General features: G+C 69.8%; 15 protein-coding genes. 6 read left to right on the top strand and 9 right to left on the bottom strand.

The features are described 5' to 3' along the window. Window positions 1–70 precede the first annotated feature (70 nt). Window positions 71–2281 (top strand): helicase-associated domain-containing protein, encoded by a 2211-nt coding sequence (locus BN1701_RS29235; protein ID WP_054056221.1) that lies wholly within the window; start codon window positions 71–73, stop codon window positions 2279–2281. Window positions 2282–2564: 283 nt separating this feature from the next. Here BN1701_RS29235 and BN1701_RS29230 read toward each other — a convergent pair whose 3' ends face one another. From BN1701_RS29230 to BN1701_RS29215, 4 genes are read right to left on the bottom strand one after another with little or no spacing between them, the layout of a single operon-like run. Next, a complete protein-coding gene (locus BN1701_RS29230; protein WP_054054141.1) occupies window positions 2565–3170 on the bottom strand; it encodes an ATP/GTP-binding protein in 606 nt (201 codons plus the stop codon). Further along, the gene (locus BN1701_RS29225) at window positions 3151–3855 is read right to left on the bottom strand and encodes a DUF742 domain-containing protein (protein WP_054054138.1); all 705 of its coding nucleotides are present in this window, start codon (window positions 3853–3855) and stop codon (window positions 3151–3153) included. Before BN1701_RS29225 ends, BN1701_RS29230 begins: the two co-directional genes overlap by 20 nt. 24 nt (window positions 3856–3879) lie before the next feature. Further along, complete coding sequence (locus BN1701_RS29220; protein WP_054054137.1) at window positions 3880–4305, bottom strand: roadblock/LC7 domain-containing protein; 426 nt, start codon at window positions 4303–4305, stop codon at window positions 3880–3882. Then, window positions 4302–7289, bottom strand: a complete 2988-nt coding sequence (locus BN1701_RS29215) for a nitrate- and nitrite sensing domain-containing protein (RefSeq protein ID WP_054054135.1) — start codon at window positions 7287–7289, stop codon at window positions 4302–4304. Before BN1701_RS29215 ends, BN1701_RS29220 begins: the two co-directional genes overlap by 4 nt. Before the next feature lie 582 nt (window positions 7290–7871). On the opposite strand from BN1701_RS29215, the gene BN1701_RS29210 reads away from it, so the two are divergent. The 4 genes from BN1701_RS29210 to BN1701_RS29195 are packed head-to-tail and all read left to right on the top strand — an operon-like array spanning window position 7872 to window position 11284. Continuing rightward, complete coding sequence (locus tag BN1701_RS29210; protein WP_231949748.1) at window positions 7872–8888, top strand: ABC transporter substrate-binding protein; 1017 nt, start codon at window positions 7872–7874, stop codon at window positions 8886–8888. A gap of 52 nt (window positions 8889–8940) precedes the next feature. Then, the gene (locus BN1701_RS29205) at window positions 8941–9717 is read left to right on the top strand and encodes an ABC transporter permease (protein WP_231949747.1); all 777 of its coding nucleotides are present in this window, start codon (window positions 8941–8943) and stop codon (window positions 9715–9717) included. Further along, window positions 9714–10496, top strand: coding sequence for an ABC transporter permease (locus BN1701_RS29200; RefSeq protein ID WP_054054131.1), 783 nt, complete (start codon window positions 9714–9716; stop codon window positions 10494–10496). The genes BN1701_RS29205 and BN1701_RS29200 overlap by 4 nt, the downstream gene beginning before the upstream one ends. A 5-nt stretch (window positions 10497–10501) precedes the next feature. Further along, window positions 10502–11284 (top strand): ABC transporter ATP-binding protein, encoded by a 783-nt coding sequence (locus BN1701_RS29195; RefSeq protein ID WP_082860130.1) that lies wholly within the window; start codon window positions 10502–10504, stop codon window positions 11282–11284. On the opposite strand, the gene BN1701_RS29190 is transcribed toward BN1701_RS29195, so the two are convergent. The 3 genes from BN1701_RS29190 to BN1701_RS29180 all read right to left on the bottom strand — a co-directional run bounded on the left by BN1701_RS29190 (window position 11262) and on the right by BN1701_RS29180 (window position 13285). Further along, window positions 11262–11774: a hypothetical protein gene (locus BN1701_RS29190; RefSeq protein ID WP_054054128.1), complete on the bottom strand. Its 513-nt coding sequence runs from the start codon at window positions 11772–11774 to the stop codon at window positions 11262–11264. The genes BN1701_RS29195 and BN1701_RS29190 overlap by 23 nt on opposite strands. A 2-nt stretch (window positions 11775–11776) precedes the next feature. Beyond that, complete coding sequence (locus BN1701_RS29185) at window positions 11777–12601, bottom strand: hypothetical protein (protein WP_054054126.1); 825 nt, start codon at window positions 12599–12601, stop codon at window positions 11777–11779. 153 nt (window positions 12602–12754) lie between these two features. Next, the gene (locus BN1701_RS29180; protein WP_054054124.1) at window positions 12755–13285 is read right to left on the bottom strand and encodes a hypothetical protein; all 531 of its coding nucleotides are present in this window, start codon (window positions 13283–13285) and stop codon (window positions 12755–12757) included. A 120-nt stretch (window positions 13286–13405) separates the two neighbouring features. Here BN1701_RS29180 and BN1701_RS29175 point away from each other — a divergent pair, with 120 nt between their 5' ends. Continuing rightward, entirely contained in the window at window positions 13406–15067 is a 1662-nt protein-coding gene (locus tag BN1701_RS29175) for a DNA repair helicase XPB (RefSeq protein ID WP_054054122.1), read from the top strand. A 436-nt stretch (window positions 15068–15503) separates the two neighbouring features. Here BN1701_RS29175 and BN1701_RS29170 read toward each other — a convergent pair whose 3' ends face one another. After that, window positions 15504–16304, bottom strand: coding sequence for a serine hydrolase (locus BN1701_RS29170; protein WP_054056219.1), 801 nt, complete (start codon window positions 16302–16304; stop codon window positions 15504–15506). Window positions 16305–16314: 10 nt separating this feature from the next. After that, window positions 16315–17013: a DsbA family oxidoreductase gene (locus BN1701_RS29165; RefSeq protein ID WP_054056218.1), complete on the bottom strand. Its 699-nt coding sequence runs from the start codon at window positions 17011–17013 to the stop codon at window positions 16315–16317. Between the last annotated feature and the right edge of the window lie 45 nt (window positions 17014–17058).

The raw sequence follows: 17058 nt of genomic DNA, 5'->3' as shown, positions 1-17058 counted from the left end.
CGGGTCAGGCGCGAACGGCTTTCGCGAGTACGGAGATTACCGGAACAGGTGGCCGTATACCGTGGTCAGGGTGTCCAGCACCACGCTCACCGATTGGCTGCGCGCCCGGGACGACGAGGCGCTGGTCGCGATGCTGCGGGCCCGGCCGGACCTGGCCACGCCCCGGCCATCGGACACCGCCGTGCTCGCCACCAGGGCCGCGACCAGGGCGTCGGTCGCGCGGGCGGCCGAGGGGCTCGACACCTTCACCCTGGCCGTCCTCGACGCGCTGCTGACCGCCGGGGCCGACCGCGCCCCCGTGCCGCTGGGCGTGGTGGATCTCGACGGGCGCGTGGACCAGGCCGTCGACACGCTGCGCGGGCTGCTGCTGGCCTGGGGCGACGACGACGCGATCAGCCTGGTGCCCGCCGCCCGGGAGGCAGGCGGGCTGTTCCCGGCGGGGCTGGGCCGGTCCGCGCCCGGCCTGGTCGACGCCGACGTGCCCGCCCTGCTCGCCGAGATCGGCGACGACGAGCGCAAGGTGCTGACCACCCTGGCCCACGGCCAGCCGGTCGGCCGGACCAAGGACGCCGCGCAGGTGCTGCCGCTGGAGCAGGCCCGCACCCCGGTCCAGCGCCTGCTCGCGCGCGGCCTGCTGCTGCGGGTCGACGCGGACACCGTCGAGTTGCCGCGCGAGATCGGCCTGGCCCTGCGGCCCGGCCTGGTCGAGCCGTCCATGCGCACGACCGTCCACAAAGTGTCTACTGTGGACGCGACGGCGGCGGGCGAGACGCTGGAAGTGCTGCGGCACATGGAGACCCTGCTGCGCCTGTGGTCCGACGACCCGCCGCCGACGCTGAAGTCCGGCGGCTTGGGCGTGCGTGACCTGCGCAAGATCGCCAAGGCCGCCGACATCACCGACCGCCAGGCCACCGTGCTCGTCGAACTGGCTTTCGGCGCGAGTCTGGTCGCCGAGAGCGACGCGGGCGAGTGGGTGCCGACCAACCACGCCGACGTCTGGTTGTCGGCGTCCCCGGCCAACCGCTGGGCCACCCTGGCCGCGGCCTGGCTCGACCTGCCCCGGCTGCCCGGTCTCGCGGGCCTGCGCGACGCCAAGGACAAGCTGCTCGCCCCGCTGTCGGACGACCTGCGCCGCCCGGTCGCGCCGCTGGAGCGGGCCAGGGTCCTCGCGGTGCCTGCCGACCTCAAGCCAGGGACCGCGGTCGCCTCGGCCGACGAACTGGCCGCCCTGCTGGCCTGGCGGGCGCCCCGCCGCGGCGGGCGGCTGCGCGACGAGATCGTCCGCTGGGCCATGGCGGAGGCGACGTCGCTGGGCATCCTCGCCCTCGGCGCGCTCAGCGGACCGGGCCGGGCCCTGCTGGACGAGGGGGCCGCCGCGGCCGCCAAGCGGATGGCCGAGGCGATGCCCGACCCGGTCGACCACGTGCTGGTCCAGGCCGACCTGACGGTGGTCGCGCCGGGCCCGCTGGAGCCGCACCTTGCCGGTCAGATCGCCGAGGTCGCCGACGTGGAGTCCGCGGGCAGCGCGACGGTCTACCGGGTGTCGGAGACCTCGATCCGCCGCGCCCTCGACGTCGGACGCACCGCCGGTGACCTGCACGAACTGTTCCGCGTGCGGTCCCGCACGCCGATCCCCCAGTCCCTCACGTACCTGATCGACGACGTCGCCCGCCGCCACGGCAGGCTCCGCGGCGGGTCGACCACCTCGTTCCTGCGCTGCGACGATCCCGCGCTGATCGCCGAGGTGGCCGCGCACCCGGCCGCCGCGTCACTGCGCCTGCGCAAGATCGCCCCGACGGTGCTGATCAGCCCGCTGCCGCTGCTGGAAGTGCTGGACGAACTCCGCGCGGCGGGCTTCGCCCCGGCGGCGGAGGGAACCGACGGCCAGGTGGTCGACCTGCGCCCGTCCGGCCGTCGCGTCGAGACCCCGACGCGGGCCGCTCGCAGGCCGATCGGCGTGCGGGCCGCCGATCCGGATCAACTCGCCGACATCGTCCACACCATGCGCGCGGGCGACCGCGCCGCCGAGTCGCGCCGGTCCCGACCGGTCTCACCGACCGGGGCGAACCTGGCCGAGGTGATGGACCTGCTCAAGGAGGCCATCGAGACGGGCCGGTCGGTGTGGGTGGGCCTGGTGGACGCGCACGGCGTCGCCACTCAGCGAGTGCTCAAGCCGCTGCGGATGGGCGGCGGCGTCGTGGAGGGCCACGACCCGACGGGCACCGACCTGCACCGCCTCCCGATCCACCGCATCAACACCGCGGCATTGGTCGAGGATTAGGGCCTGAAACAGGCCCAAGGTCGGTGACACCGAGTGCGTCGCGCACAGCGGCGCTGACCCACTCGGTGTGCTCCACCGTGTTCGCTCAGGAGCAGCCAGAACAACAGCCGCAGCCGCTTCCGGTGCACTTCGAGCAGCACCCGCAAGCCATCGCGCGCAACTTCCGCAGCACCCTCAACATGGTTCCGCCTCCATTTCGTGTGCTGAGCACTCAATGTTGGCAGGTAGTCGCGCTGTGTGCTGACCCCCAAAGGGGTGACAACAGAACTAACGCCGCCAAGCGTCAGACGGCCCGGGACATCCGCTGCTGCATGGCGTGCTGCACCAGTGTGATCAGCGTCTCCTTGGTGGAGTCGCGATCGCGCGCGTCGGTGGTCACGATCGGCACCGACGGCTCGACCGTCAGCGCGTCGCGAACGTCGTCGATGCGGTGGTGGAGCACCCGGTCGAAGCAGTTCAGCGCGATGACATACGGCAGGCCGCGGTCCTCGAAGAAGTCGATCGAGGCGAACGCGTCGGCCAGCCTGCGGGTGTCGACCAGCACGATCGCGCCGATGGCGCCGCGGACCAGGTCGTCCCACATGAACCAGAAACGGTGCTGACCCGGCGTGCCGAACAGGTACAGGATCAGGTCGGAGTCCAGGGACACGCGGCCGAAGTCCATGGCCACGGTCGTGGTGGTCTTGTTGGGGGTCGCCGAGACGTCGTCGACGTCGACGCTGGCCTCGGTCATGACGGCCTCGGTGGTCAGCGGCACGATCTCCGAGACCGAGCCGACCAGGGTCGTCTTACCCACCCCGAAGCCGCCCGCGACCACGATCTTGGCCGAGGTGGTCGGCTGCGGAGCCGCGCCACGCGCGCTGAGAGGACTAGAGCCTGCGGAGCCCACTGAGCACCCTTTCCATGAATTCGATCGACGGCCGGTCGCCCACGACCATGCCGCTCTGGTGGATCGAGACCAGGCCCATTCCTGCCATGTCACCGATCAGGACCCTGGCGACGCCCAGCGGCAGCCGCAAGTGCGCGGCCACCTCGGCCACGGAGCGGGTGTCGAGGCACAGGCCGCAGATGGACCGGTGCTCCGGCCGCACAGCGGCGTCGGGGACCCGACCGCGGTCGCTGGTCGAGACCAGGGCCTCGATCGCTAGATCGTAGTCGGAGCGGGTGCGGCCGCCTGTCTTGGTGTACGGGCGGACCAGCGACCCGGTCTCCTGGACCGGTTCCGGCTCCGGCTCTGGGTCGAATTCCGGGACGGCGGGGATCTCCTTGCTGTCCCAGTCGGACTGGGCCGGGATCCCCGAGTCGCCGTAGAGCGTCGCGCTCGGCCCACCGAACAGCCGGGCCCGGAACCCATCGATGTCGAACCGGTTCGGCGCGTCGCCGATGGCGTGCTCGGGAAGATCCTCCCAACCGCGCTCAGACATCTCCGTCCGCCTCCGCTCGGGCTTGTCCACTGATTGTTCGTGGGGCTCGTCGAGACCAGGCTCGCCGAAGGAGGCGTCCGAGTCGAACAAATCCCGATAGGAGAAGTCGTCCTCGGTTCGCCTGCCCGTGGCTCGACGACCTGTGCTCATCTCGCGCTCACCCCGCCGTCTCGACTACCTGCGTTGAGTGCCCTGAAGCTGCGCGCGCAGCTCGGGCGTCATCTGCTGGCCGACTCGCTCGACCAGGAGGGTCATCTCGTAGGCGACGAGACCGATGTCACAGTTCGGGGCGGCCAGGACCGCCAGGCACGAGCCGTCCGAGATCGACATCAGGAACAGGTAGCCCCGGTCCATCTCGACCACGGTCTGGTTGACCGTGCCCGCCTCGAAGCACCGGGCGGCACCCGCGGTGAGACTGACGAGGCCGGAGGCCACGGCAGAGAGCTGCTCGGCGCGGTCGCGGGGAAGCCCCTGCGACCCGGCGAGCAGCAGCCCGTCGGCGGAGACCACCACGGCGTGGGCGACGCCGGGGACCTGGCGGACGAAATCGGTGATGAGCCACCCGAAGCTGCCGGGCTGCTGTACTGACGCGGTCGTCACTCCTGCTCCTCGTCTTGGCGGCTCTGGTCTGAACCGGTCTGGTCACCAGGGTAGGCGTCAACCAAGGCATGTCTGCCCCGGCGGACCCCTTGCTGGAAGCTGGACATGCGGCCGCGGATCGCGTCCGCCGTGCGGGGAGGCAGCGGAGGCACCGCGGGCTGCTCGCCCGTGGTCTCCTCCCTGGGGGCCGCCGAACCGGGGACCAGGTGGGCCTTGGGGACCCGCTTGGGCAGTCCGGCGGTGGTCATCGTGTCAGCCGTGTGATCAAGCAGTGCACGCGCCCGCTGCCACCCGTCGTCACCCGGGGAGACCCAGGGGTCGGCCACGGGCTGTGGCTCGGGCTCGACGGCCGCTGGCGGCTCGTCGGCCTCGGCTGACTCCTCGTGAACCTCCTGTGGTTCAGGAAGGTCCACTTCGGCACCGTTGACGGTGCCGTTAGCCGCCGGTGTGGAGCCGGTGTCGCCAGCCTCGAACCACTGGGAGAGCACCGCCTCGTAGATCGGCAGCCGTTCGGTGGGGGCGTCGCCGCCGGAGGTCCGCTCGGCCGCGGTGGGCGGCGAGACCTGGCTGGCGCCGTTGTTGTAGTCGTGGGTGTATTCCTCGTACGACCGCTCCGGCAGCGGGGCGCCGAACAGCGCGACGGTCTCGTCGCTGAGGTGCCCGTTGAGCGCGGAGTCGATCTCCTCCCGGGAGGCGGGGGGACCCCAGCCGCCGGTGTCGTCGATCTCCGCGTGGGCCTGGAACGCCGGGTAGCCGCTGACCTGCTCGGCCGAGCGCTCCACCGGCGACTCCGACACCACGCCGCCGTCGGTGCGCAGCCGCGGCATGCTGCCGGTGAAGGCGCCCGCGATGCCGCTGGCCTTGGCCGCGGTGTCGCCGACGGCGGGACCGAGGCCTAGGGACGGGGTGCTGTTGATCGGCGTGAGGATGTTGTTGGTCTGCGCGGGCGCTCCCGAGCCGTGGACCAGCCCGGCGGGGACGGTGATCCGGGCGATGAGGCCGCCCTCGATGTCCTCGTTGTCGCGCAGCCGCACGATGATGTCGTGCCGCTTGGCCAGCCGGGCGACCACGTACAGACCCATTCGCCTGGTCACCGCGACGTCGAGGTCCGGCGGGTCGGCGAGGCGGGCGTTGGCGCTCTCGATCTCGTCCTCGTTCATACCGACACCGGCGTCGGTGATCTGGATCGCCAGTTCCTTCTTCCTGGTCACGGCCATGCGGACGTAGACCTTCTTCTCCGGCTCGGAGAACGAGGTCGCGTTGTCCAGCAGTTCCGCGATCAGGTGGACCAGGTCGGAGACCGCCCGGCCCTGCACGGCGATGTCGGGCGCGGAGAGCACCTCGATGCGCGCGTACTGCTCGACCTCGGACACCGCGGCGCCGACGACCTCGGCGGCGGGCACCGGGCGGCTGAGCTGGCGGCTCAGGCCGGAGCCGGAGAGCACCAGCAGCGACTCGGAGTTGCGCCGCATCCGGGTGGCGAGGTGGTCGAGCTCGAAGAGGCTGGCGAGCTGGTCGGGGTCCTGCTCGTCCTGCTCCAGCCGGTCGATCAGCGACAGCTGGCGCTCGACCAGGGTCTGGGACCGGCGGGAGAGGTTGACGAAGATCGAGTTGATGTTGTCGCGCAGCAGCGCCTGCTCGGTGGCCATCCGGACCGCCTGGTCGTGCACCGCGTCGAAGGAGCGGGCCAGCTGGCCGGTCTCCTCGCGGGTGAACACGGGCACCGGCTCCACGGCGTTCTTCGACGCCTCGACCGGGTCCGGGTCGGCGAGGATGCGCTGGACGGTCTCCGGCAGGCGCCGGTTGGCCACGTCGAGAGCGTCGCGGCGCAGCACGCGCAGCGGGACCAGCAGCGACCGGGCCACGACCAGGGTGATGACCAGGGCCAGCAGGACCGCGGCCAGGATGATCGCCGCGTCGCGCCAGGCGTCCTTCTTGGCCGCGTCGGCCGCGGCGAGTGCCTTGGACCGCAGCTTGTTCAGCAGCGAGGTCTCGACCTTGCGCAGCGCCTCGGAGGTCGCTCGGGCGTCCTCCCGCAGCGCGTCGATCGAGATGCCAAGCGGGGCACCGGTCATGGCGTGGAAGAACGCGAGCTGCTTGATGCTCTCGCGGTGGTCGACCTCGGCACCGGAGAAGGTGTCGGAGTAGAACTGCGCCTCGCTGGGCTGGGCGTTGGCGCGGAAGTTCGCCACGGTCGACAGGTAGGCGGCCTCGGCACCGCGCGCCTGCTCCAGCATCCCGGACGGGAAGTTGCCCCTGGTCGCGGCGATCATCAGGATCGCGTTCTGGCGGCCGAGGAACTCCTTGCCCTCCACGACGCTGAGCGTGGCGCTGGCCAGGCGGTTGATCTCCGGGTCGCCGAGGGTGGCGGTGAACTCGGCGCCCGCGCCGAGCACGGCCTCCAGCAGCGAGGTGTAGGCGCCGTAGACACCGACGTCGGGGTACTCCGAGCTCATCGCCGCGGTGCGGATCGCCTCCACCGCGGCGAGGCGGTTGGCCAGCGGGGCGAGCAGGTCTGCGTCGGGGTCGCCGACCTCGACGGCCTTGACCGCCTGGGAGAGCCGGGTCAGGCCCGCGTTGGTCTTCTGGAACTGGCCCTGGATGGCGCTCACGGCGTTCGAGTCGGAGCGCTTGCTCGCGACGTAGGACACGACCAGGTTGCGCTCGTTCTGCAGCTCGTGGACCAGCGCGACCACGTCGAGGGTGGCGCTGACGTCGTTGGCGGCCTCGTCGAACCCGTTGGCGCGGTCGAGTTCGTTCTGCGCGCGCAGGGCGCCGAGGGCGACGGCGGTGATGACGGGGACGGTGAGGACGGCGATCAGCTTGGTGCGCAGGCGCCAGTTGCGCAGGCGCCAGCGGGATCCGCCCTCGACGATCTTACGGCTGGTCTGACGGGAGGCGAATGGCCGCGCCGAGTCGCGCCCGGACACGGCGCCACCGACTTTCCCGGGATCGAGGTCGACCCCCGCGGTGTGATCGGGCACTGCCTGCACACTCCTTGCATCTGAGCCAGTAGCCCGTTACTCGGCTAGCTCGAACGGACAACTACCCCAGTGAAGGACGTCCCGGAAGCAGCCGCGCTTGCCGCAAGATGTCGGACCCACCGGGTCCGGCGTTACTCACGAACACATCACGCCTGCCTTCGTCGCCGCTCGGATGAGCGTACGCCTCACTGTTGGACACAGAAGGTAGCGAACTCTCAGTCCCGACGTAACCCTTCCAGGGCATCATCACATGCCATACCAGGTACTTAGCAAGCGCAACAGTCCGTCAGCGTGATGATGTGGTGCATTTTCCTACCCCTCTCTTCACCCTTGTGGGGGAAATAGGGGCTAATCAACGCGGCGCTGGCTACAGACCGTTAACCCCTGGTCAGGGGGTGTGGGCAATTCGTCCACTTGGGTCAACAGCTTCACGCCATTCAGTGAGAGAGTTCACCCCGCGACATCTGGCGCGCACTCATTGTGACCCGCTCGATCGGTCTCTAGAGTGCCCTGGTGTCCGAGGGGGGCAACACCTCGACCAAATCCGACCTCCTACGAGGAGAGGCTCCAATGCTCCGAAGCGTGACCACCAGGCGGATCGCCCGCCTGCGGCCCGCCGCCGCCGCCATCGCGGTGGCGCTGCTCGCCAGCTCTTGCTCCCTGCTGGGTGGCGACGAGGGATCCAACTCCGCAGGCGGTTCCGGCACCGGCGGGGTGGAGAAGGCCAAGATCAAGGTCGGCGTGCTCCCCGTCGTCGACGTCGCGCCGTTCTACCGCGCCATCGAGCAGGGCTACTTCAAGGAGCAGGGCCTCGACGTCGAGGCGGTCGTCATGGCCTCCGGCCCGGCCAGCATCAACGGCGTCATCAACGGCGACGTCGACATCGCCTTCGCCTCCTACCCGGCCCCGCTGCTGGCCCAGAGCAAGAAGGTCGCCGAGTTCAAGATCGTCGCCGACGCGCTGTCGGCCAAGCCGGGTCACCTCGTGGTCGTGGCGCCGAAGGGCTCCACCAAGTTCACCAAGCCCTCTGACGCGCCCGGCAAGAAGATCGCCATCACCGCGCGCAACAGCTTCACCGACCTCGCGCCGATGTCGGTGATGAAGAACCAGGGCGTCGACTACTCCCAGGTCCAGTGGGTCGAGATGCCCTTCCCGGACATGATGGGCGCCCTGGAGCGCGGTGACGTCGACGGCGCGGTGATGGTCGAGCCGTGGGTCACCAACTCGATGAAGAAGCTGGGCGCGGTCCCGGTCTTCGACGGCGCCTCCGGCCCGACCGCCGAGATCCCGATGTCGGGCTACGTCGCCATCGGCGGCAACGGCAAGTTCGCCACCACCAGCCCGAACACCATCGCCGCCTTCCAGCGCGCGCTGGCCAAGGCGCACTCCGAGGCCGCGGACCGCTCCAAGATGGAGCCGATGTTCGTCAAGTACGCCAAGATCGACCAGCAGACCGCCCAGCTGGTCACCATCTCCACGTACTCGACCTCGCTGGAGCCCAACCGCATCCAGCGGGTGGCGAACCTGATGGAGGAGTTCGGGGTCATCAAGGGACACCTGGACGTCAAGACGATGATCCCCAACGGGGCAGCCAAATAGCTGGTAGGGGGTGGGTGTCCGGTCCGCTCCGACGGGCCGGGCACCGAAAGCAGTGAGCGGAACTCCACGAGTTCCCGCGGGCCTCATCGGTCTGGCAGGCTTCTTCGCCGTCTGGGAAGTGGCCAGCCAGACCGGTGTCGTTCCGGGGATATATCTCCGTCCGCCGAGTGTCGTGCTGCCCACCCTGGTGGGTCTCCTCGGCGATGAGACCTTTCTCCGCGCGGTCGTCGCGACCGTGCTGACCACCGTCATCGCGCTGGTGATCGCCATCGCCGTCGCCGTACCCGCCGGCCTGCTGCTGGGCAGCATCCCGCTGGTCCGCCGGGCCTTCATGGCCTTGATCGAGTTCCTGCGGCCGATCCCGGCGGTGGCGCTGATCCCGCTGGCGCTGCTGATCACCGGCACCAGCCCGGAGACCAAGATCTGGCTGGGCGTGTTCGGCGCGCTGTGGCCGATCCTGTTCAACACCATGTACGCGCTCGACGAGCTGGACCCGCTGCACGTGGAGACCGCCCGCGCCTTCGGCGTCGGCCGCGTGGGCGTGCTGACCAGGGTGGCGCTGCCCAGCGCGGCGCCGTTCGTGCTCACCGGGATCCGGCTCTCGTTCGCCATCGCCTTGGCCGTGGTGGTCAGCACCGAGCTGTTCGCGGGCGCCACCAAGGGCCTCGGGCAGTTCATCTCGGACGCGGCCAGCGGCGGGGCGTACATGGACCAGGTGCTCGCGGGCACGATCATGGCCGGGATCGTCGGCTACGCGGCCAACTCCGGGCTGGAGCGGCTGCACGCGCGGCTGTTCACCTGGACCGCGCCGCGGGGCGGGGCCGAATGAGGACGCTGAGCACGTTCCTCCAGCGCTGGATCGTCTTCGTCATCGCCGTCGGGATCTGGGAAGCGGTGACGCGCGCGAAGGCCGACCCGTTCTTCCCCCCGCCGTCCGTGATCACGAAGACAGCCTGGGACGTCTGGTTCTCCCCGGCCTTCGGCGACCACATCGTGCCCGGCGTCGGCCGGATGCTGGTGGGCTGGGCGCTCGCCGGGGTGATCGGCGTCGCGCTCGGCCTGCTGCTGGGCCGCTCACGCACCGCGATGGGCTACCTCGGCCCGCTGTTCAACTTCCTACGCTCGATCCCGCCGCCGCTGCTGGTGCCGTTCTTCATCGCCACCTTCGGCGTGATGAGCATGCAGCTGCCCACGATCGTCTTCGGCGCGATCTGGCCCGTGCTGCTCAACACCGTCGACGGCGCCCGGAGCGTGGACGCGACCAAGGTCGAGACCGCGCGCGCGTTCCGGCTGTCGAAGGCGCAATGGATCTTGGGTGTGGTGCTGCCGTCGGCCGCCCCGAAAGTGTTCGCTGGCCTGCGGCTGAGCCTGTCGATCTCGCTGATCCTGATGGTCATCTCCGAGTTGGTCGGGTCGATCAACGGCATCGGCAACCAGCTCGTCCGCGCCCAGCGCGACTACGACCTGCCGCAGATGTGGTCGTGGATCGTGCTGCTCGGCGTGCTCGGCTACCTGTTCAACACCCTGCTGCTGATGGTCGAGCGCCGGGCCCTGGCCTGGCAGCCCCGGCACTCGGCGCAGGCCAAGTCGCTGGCGACCGGAGGATGAGTCCCGTGACAACGATGCTGTCAGTCAGTGATTTGGGTCACACGTATCAGGCGAAGGACGGCGCGCACGACGCCATCGACGCGCTGTCGTTCACCGTCGACGCGGGCGAGTTGGTGTGCGTGGTCGGGCCGTCGGGCTGCGGCAAGTCGACCCTGCTGCGGTCCATCGCGGGCCTCATCCGGCCCACCAGGGGCGCGGTCAGCCTGCACGGCACCCCGGTCGACGGGGTGCCCGCCGACCTCGCGGTGGTCTTCCAGGACTACAGCCGCTCGCTGTTCCCGTGGCTGTCCGTGCAGCGCAACATCGAGTTCCCGCTGCGCGCGCTGTCGAAGTCGGAGCGGGTTTCCCGCGCGGCCGAGGCCCTGGTGGCGGTCGGCTTGGCGAACGCGGGCCGCAAGTATCCGTGGCAGCTCTCCGGCGGCATGCAGCAGCGGGTCGCCATCGCGCGCGCCCTGGCCTACCGGCCCGCGCTGCTGCTGATGGACGAGCCGTTCGCCTCGGTCGACGCGCAGACCCGGTTCGAGCTGGAGGACCTGCTGCTGAAGATCCGACGCGAGCAGGACACCACGGTCCTGCTGGTCACCCACGACATCGACGAGAGCGTCTACCTGGCCGACCGGGTGCTGGTGCTGTCCAAGTCCCCCGCGACGGTCGTGGCGGCACTCGACGTCCCGCTGGGGACCGAGCGCGACCAGATCGCGACCAGGTCGTCGGACGAGTTCGTGGAACTACGGGCCAAAGTCGCGGGTCTGCTGCACGTCGCGCCTAGCTCCGCTTCCCACAGATGACGGTGGGCGGCTCGGTGTAGAGATAGCCGTCGACCACGCCGCCGAAGGGCGGGCACAGGGACATGTCGGTGGCGCCGTCGAGGACCTGGAGCACCTCGAAGTCGGCCTGCCCGCACGGCACCCGGCGGGCCAGGTCGATCAGGTCCAGGCCCGCGAAACAGTCGCCGACGCGGCCGTTGAGCATCAGGCAGAGCGAATAGCCGTCGCCGCCCGCGGACCACTCGTACTCGGCGTAGTCGCTGGACGAGCCGCAGTCGTCCTGGATCGAGTCGAGCCGCTTGGCGACCTTGAACACCGCGTCCGGGTCGGCGCAGTCGGCGGCGTTGACCGCCGTGCCGCGCTCGACCACGGTGAACCTCACGCAGTCGCCCGCGTCGGCGGCGGCCGGGCTGCGCTTGATCGAGTAGAACAGGCTGAGCCCGACGGCGACGAGGAGGACAAGGCCGAACGCGACCTTGAACTTCCTGGTGTTGCCGCCGGGCGACAGCACGGCTATCCCTTGGTCTTCCCGCAGATCACCATCTTGGGCTCGTTGTAGATGAAGCCGTCGTCGACACCCTCGGCGGTGCACGCCTCCGGCTCGCTCTTGCCCTCGACGATCTCCAGCACCTCGAACTTGGCGCTCGCGTCGCCGCAGGCGACCTTCTTGGCCTTGTCGGCGTCCTTGAGGTCGGTGAAGCACTCGCCCTTCTTGGCGTTGACCATCAGGCACAGCGAGAAGCCGGACTTCGAGCCGCGCCCGGAGGACTGCTCGTACTCCAGGTAGTCGCTGTCGCTCGGGCAGGTGGCACTGCTGCTGTCGAGCTTCTTGGCGACCTTGAAGACGGCCTCCGGCTTGCCACAGTCGATCTTCTCGACGTCGGCGCTCTTCGCGCTGTCGTCCTTGACCTTGATGCAGTCACCGACGTTCGCCGAGGCGGCCGAGGTGTTGTAGAAGTAGAACGCGACGCCACCGATCACCAGCAGGATGACGATACCCGCGATGATCTTGATCAGCTTGCCCTTGCCGCTCTTGGGCGGCACCGGGGCGCCGGGCGCCGGGGGAAAGCCCGGCTGCTGCGGCTGCTGACCGAACGGCGGGGGCTGCTGGCCGGGGAACGGCTGACCCTGCGGCGGCTGCTGGCCCGGGAACGGCTGACCCTGCGGCGGCTGCTGGCCCGGGTACGGCTGGCCCGGCGGGGGCTGCTGGCCGAACGGCTGGCCCTGCGGGGGCTGCTGGCCGAACGGCGGCGGCTGCTGACCCCCGGGCGGCGTGCCAGGGCCCTGGTTGAAGGGCTGCTGCGGGTCGCCGCCGTGGGGTGGCTGCGGGTTCGACATCGTGCACCTCGTGGAGTTCCAACAACGGAGTCTGCGAAACCGCGAGTGCTTGACCCAGCGGCGCGCCAATCTAACGCGTAGCGGCGGCACCCGTTACGGGAACCAGACAAACGCCGCGACAATTCACGGAACGTGACTGTCCGGACGCGACAGTCAGGACGCGCCGGGGGTGTCGATACAGAAGGCGATCGGCGGCTCCGGGTAGCCGATGCCGTTGCCGCCGGGGCACTGCTCGGGCTCGTCGGAGCCCTCGATGACCTTGCCGATCTTGATCGTCTCCGGGTCATCGCAGGCCGCGACTCGGAACGCCTGGTTCTTGTCGTCGGCGGCGTAGCACTTGCCCTCGACGAAGTTGGGCATCAGACACAGCAGGTTCTTGGCGTCGCGCAGCTCGCGGTAGGCGCCGTCGGGGCAGCCACTCTCGCTGAGCTCCTTCTTGGAGGCGATCTTGAAGGTGGCGGTGTCGCCGCCGCAGCCGACCACGGAGAGCTTGGACGCGTCGTCGGCGCCCTCGACGGCGGCGCACTCGCCCGCCGCGGCGGTGCCCTTGGCGAATAGCAGCTGGTAGCCGCCGAAGCCCGCGCCCGCCAGGACCACGGCGACGACCAGGACGATCACCCACATCGGCGGGCGCTTGCGCCCGGTCGGCACGGGGGTCGGCTCCAGGTCAACGGACTCGCTCATGATCGCCTCTGTTACTGGGGGTGGGCGGGGCAGCGTGGACGGTAGTGGTGGGGACCCCGGCGAGGGCAACCGCGGTTACCGAACTGTGGCCTGCCCGCCGGAGTTTGCGACACTGGTCTGGTGACCGACGGCCCGCTGATCGTGCAGTCCGACAAGACCCTGCTCCTGGAGATCGACCACCCCAGCTCGCAGGCCGCCAGGATGGCCATCGCGCCGTTCGCCGAACTCGAGCGCGCGCCCGAACACATCCACACCTACCGGGTCACCCCGCTGGCACTGTGGAACGCCCGCGCGGCGGGCCACGACGCCGAGCAGGTCGTCGATGCCTTGTCGACCTACTCGCGCTATCCCGTGCCGCAGCCGCTGCTGATCGACATCGTCGACACCATGGGCCGGTTCGGCAGGCTCACGCTGCAGAACAGCCCCGTGCACGGGCTGGTGATGACCTCCATCGACCGCGCCGTGCTCGAAGAGGTGCTGCGCAACAAGAAGATCGCCCCGATGCTCGGCGCGCGCATCGACACCGACACGGTGGTCGTGCACCCCAGCGAGCGCGGCAGGCTCAAGCAGCTGCTGCTCAAGGTCGGCTGGCCCGCCGAGGACGAAGCGGGCTACGTCGACGGCGAGGCGCACCCGATCGACCTGGTCGAGGACGGCTGGCACCTACGCGACTACCAGCGGATGGCGGCCGAGGCGTTCTGGGCGGGCGGCTCCGGCGTGGTCGTGCTCCCCTGCGGCGCGGGCAAGACCCTGGTCGGCGCGGCCGCGATGGCCCACGCGCAGGCCACGACCCTGATCCTGGTGACGAACACGGTGGCCGGACGGCAGTGGAAGCGTGAGCTGATCGCCCGCACGACGCTGACCGAGGAGGAGATCGGCGAGTACTCCGGCGAACGCAAGGAGATCCGCCCGGTCACCATCGCCACCTACCAGGTCATCACCCGCAAGTCCAAGGGCGAGTACCGCCACCTGGAACTCTTCGACTCCCGCGACTGGGGCCTGGTCGTCTACGACGAGGTGCACCTGCTGCCCGCGCCGGTCTTCCGGATGACCGCCGACCTGCAGTCCCGGCGCAGGCTCGGCCTGACCGCGACCCTGGTCCGCGAGGACGGCCAGGAAGGCGACGTGTTCTCCCTCATCGGCCCCAAGCGCTATGACGTGCCGTGGAAGGACATCGAGGAGCAGGGCTGGATCGCGCCCGCCGAGTGCACCGAGGTCCGGGTGACCCTGACGGAGACCGAGCGGCTGGAGTACGCCACCGCCGAACCGGACACCCGCTACAAGCTGTGCTCGACGGCTCGCACGAAGCTGCCGGTGGTGAAGTCCATTTTGGAGCGTCACCCCGACGAACCCGCCCTGGTGATCGGCGCGTACCTCGACCAGCTGGAAGAACTGGGCGAGGCGCTGAACGCCCCGATCATCCAAGGCTCCACGAAGAACAAGGAACGCGAAGTCCTCTTCGACGCCTTCCGCCGCGGTGAACTGCCGACACTCGTGGTGTCGAAGGTCGCCAACTTCTCCATCGACCTCCCGGAGGCGTCGGTCGCGGTGCAGGTGTCAGGCACCTTCGGCTCCCGCCAGGAAGAAGCCCAACGCCTCGGAAGACTGCTGCGCCCCAAGGCCGACGGCCGCCAAGCCCACTTCTACTCGGTCGTCGCCCGCGACACCCTCGACACCGACTACGCCGCCCACCGCCAGCGCTTCCTCGCCGAACAGGGCTACGCCTACCGAATCTGCGACGCTGACGACCTACTGGGTCCCCCGATCCCAGAGATCGGCTGACACCACCCCTGCCGCACCGACAGATCGCACGCACAGCACCTCAGGCGCAGCCGCAGGAACAGCCGCCGGGCCAGCACCTTCTGGTCATCGTCGAGACGGTCGAAGACGGCGTCGGCGGACTTGGCGATGGCCCCGCGTCGTGCGCGCCGCCCTGACCCGCAGGGCGAGCTCGGACTCGACCAACCGCACCGGGCCAGGTTCGAGGTCCAGGCCCGCGGGTTCGGCGATCACCGCCGCAGCCCGGCGGCGTCGAGGCACCAGGCACCCAGGCACGCAACTGGCAGAACCCAACCGCCTGTTTGGGTGGTTCGCCTTGATTTGGGGGAAATGGGCCTAAACTCGCGGTGCGGGTGAGTCTTCTGACCTCGCCTTTCGACCCGCACAGGCCCATTTCTAGGGGTCCCCAAATCAAGGCGAACCACCCAAACAGGCGCCATCAACCCAACTCGGCCAACACCGCATCCGTAAACGGCGTCCACGCGTCAATCGCCCACGGCCCAAAGTCCCGATCCGTCAACACGACGCACGCGACCCCGACGGCAGGATCGACCCACAAGAACGTCCCCGACTGCCCAAAATGCCCAAACGTCCGACCAGAACTCCCCAACCCAGTCCAATGTGGACTCTTACCGCCCCGAATCTCGAACCCAAGACCCCAGTCGTTCGGCTTCTGCATCCCATACCCCGGCAGCACCCCGTTCAGCCCGGGAAACGCCACCGAAGTCGCCTCCGCCAACGAAGACACCAAAGTGGGCGCCTGGAGTTCGGCCGCGAAACGGGCCAGGTCGGCCGCCGACGACACCGCGCCTGCCCCCGCCGAACCCTCCAGCCTCGTCGAAGTCATACCCAGCGGCGCGAACACACCTTCCGCCAGGTAATCAGCGAACGGAATCCCGGTGGCGGTATGAACAAACTCCGCCAACACCTCGAACCCGGCATTCGAATAGATCCGCCGCACACCAGGCTCAGCCTGCACAACAGCGGAATCGAACGCGAGCCCCGACGTGTGCGCGATCAGGTGCCGAACCGTCGCGGGACCAGCCGCCTGGTCCCACTCGATCGCCCCCTCCTCGACCGCGACAAGCACGCCATAGGCCGAAAGCAGCTTGGTCACCGACGCCAGCCGGAACACCCGCTCCTGGTCGCCGTGAGTGGCCAGCACCCGCCCATCGGCGGCGACGACCGCCACCGCGACGTTGTCCACCGGCCACCGCTCGACCAACCGCACGCTCTCCATGCGCATAACCCTAGGACGGCACCGCGCACCCGTCCGGACCGCATGCCTCACCCTGAGCCAGCAGCGAGATCGGATTCGACTCCGACCACGCGCGCTCCAGCAGCTGCGTGAAGACCTCGGCGGGCTGAGCCCCCGAGACCCCGAACTTCCGGTCCACCACGAAGAACGGCACCCCGGTCGCCCCGAACGCACGCGCCTGGTCGATGTCCTCCCGAACCGCGCCCGCGTACTCGTCGCCCGCCAAGACCTCGTCGACCCGGCCCTGGTCGAGTCCCGCCGAGACCGCGGCCTTGCGCAGCACGTCGTGGTCGCCCATGGACTCGCCGCGGGTGAAGTACGCGGCTAGGAGGGCTTCCTTGAGCTCGTGCTGCCTGCCCTCCTCCAGAGCCAGGTGCAGCAGCCGGTGCGCGTCGACCGTCTTGGTGTGGGTCGCCTCGTCGTAGGCGAATGTCAGGCCGTCGGCCGTGGCGACCTCGGCGACCCGCGCCATCATCTGGCGGCCCGCGGCGGCCCCGCCGCCGTACTTGCGGCCCAACGCCTCGGCGATCGACTCGTGGCCGACCTGAGGTGCCGACGGGTCGAGCTCGAACGACCGGTAGACGATCTCCACCTGGTCGCGGTGCGGGAACTCGGCCAACGCGGTCTCCAGCCTGCGCTTGCCGATATAGCACCAGGGACAGACGACGTCGGACCAGATCTCGATACGCATACTCAGCACAACAGCGCAGCCGCCGGACGGCTTCCGGGGTGTGAC

The sequence above is a fragment of the Alloactinosynnema sp. L-07 genome (assembly GCF_900070365.1).
In the GTDB taxonomy this organism is placed as follows: Bacteria; Actinomycetota; Actinomycetes; order Mycobacteriales; family Pseudonocardiaceae; genus Actinokineospora.
This window is presented reverse-complemented; position numbering and strand designations above follow the sequence as displayed.